This window comes from Pseudomonas sp. Pse35, from assembly GCF_024519715.1.
GTDB classification, from domain to species: Bacteria; Pseudomonadota; Gammaproteobacteria; order Pseudomonadales; family Pseudomonadaceae; genus Aquipseudomonas; species Aquipseudomonas paracarnis.
In genome coordinates this window covers 1-953 of record NZ_JALJRP010000078.1, presented here as the reverse complement: position 1 = coordinate 953, position 953 = coordinate 1, and the positions used below count along the sequence as shown (strand labels likewise).

The window sequence follows — 953 nt, the reverse complement described above, 5'->3', positions numbered from 1 at the left end:
CTGGCCGCCAGGTTATGGATGATCTGGTAGATCTCCGACTTGGCGCCGATGTCGATACCCCGGGTGGGTTCGTCCAGCAGCAGGACCTTCATCGGCATCGACAACCAGCGGCCAAGGATGGCTTTCTGTTGGTTGCCACCGGACAGGTACAGGATCTTCTGCGCCGCGTTCGGCGTTTTGACCCGCATCGCCTGGATCTGTCGGTCGGCGTTACCTTTCTCCCAGCCTTCGCGCAACAGCCAGCCAAAGGTGGAATGGGCGCCACGGGCGCTGATGTTGATGTTCTCAGCGACGCTGCCCAGCGGGATGATGCCCTCTTTCTTGCGATCCTCCGGACACAGCAATACTCCGGCGGCAATGGCGTCGCGGGGTGAGCGCAGTTGCAGCGCTTGCCCGCACAGTTCCAGGCTGCCGGCACTGGCGCGCTCCAACCCACTGAGCAGGCGAAACAGCTCGGTACGCCCCGCGCCCACCAGCCCGAACAGGCCCAGGATCTCGCCCTTGCGCACCTGAAAACTGATTGGTTCACGCAGGCCGGGGCCGAGCAAGCCGTCCACCTTGAGCGCCACTTCGCCCTGCTCACGCGGTCGGTAATCGTAAATATCCTGGATATCGCGACCGACCATGCAGGTCACCAGTTGATCGTGGGTCAGCGTGTTCATGTCCTCGAACGTACGCACGTAGCGACCGTCCTTGAACACCGTCACTGCGTCGCAGATACGGAACACTTCTTCCATACGGTGCGACACGTAGAGCACCACTTTGCCCTCCTCGCGCAGGCGCGTGATGATGGCCATCAAGCGGTCGATTTCCCGCGCCGAGAGGCTACTGGTCGGCTCGTCAAAGGCGATCACATGGGCGCCACGGGACAGCGCCTTGGCGATTTCCACCAATTGGCGCTGGCCCAGGGACAGGCGCCCGAGTTTCTCGTCGGGGTCGATTTCATCGGCCAG

1 protein-coding gene is annotated in these 953 nt (G+C 62.4%); it reads right to left on the bottom strand.

What is annotated here, in order from left to right:
* Window positions 1-953 (bottom strand): ATP-binding cassette domain-containing protein (locus tag OC445_RS26890; RefSeq protein WP_262020454.1); only part of this gene is annotated, 953 nt, incomplete at both ends.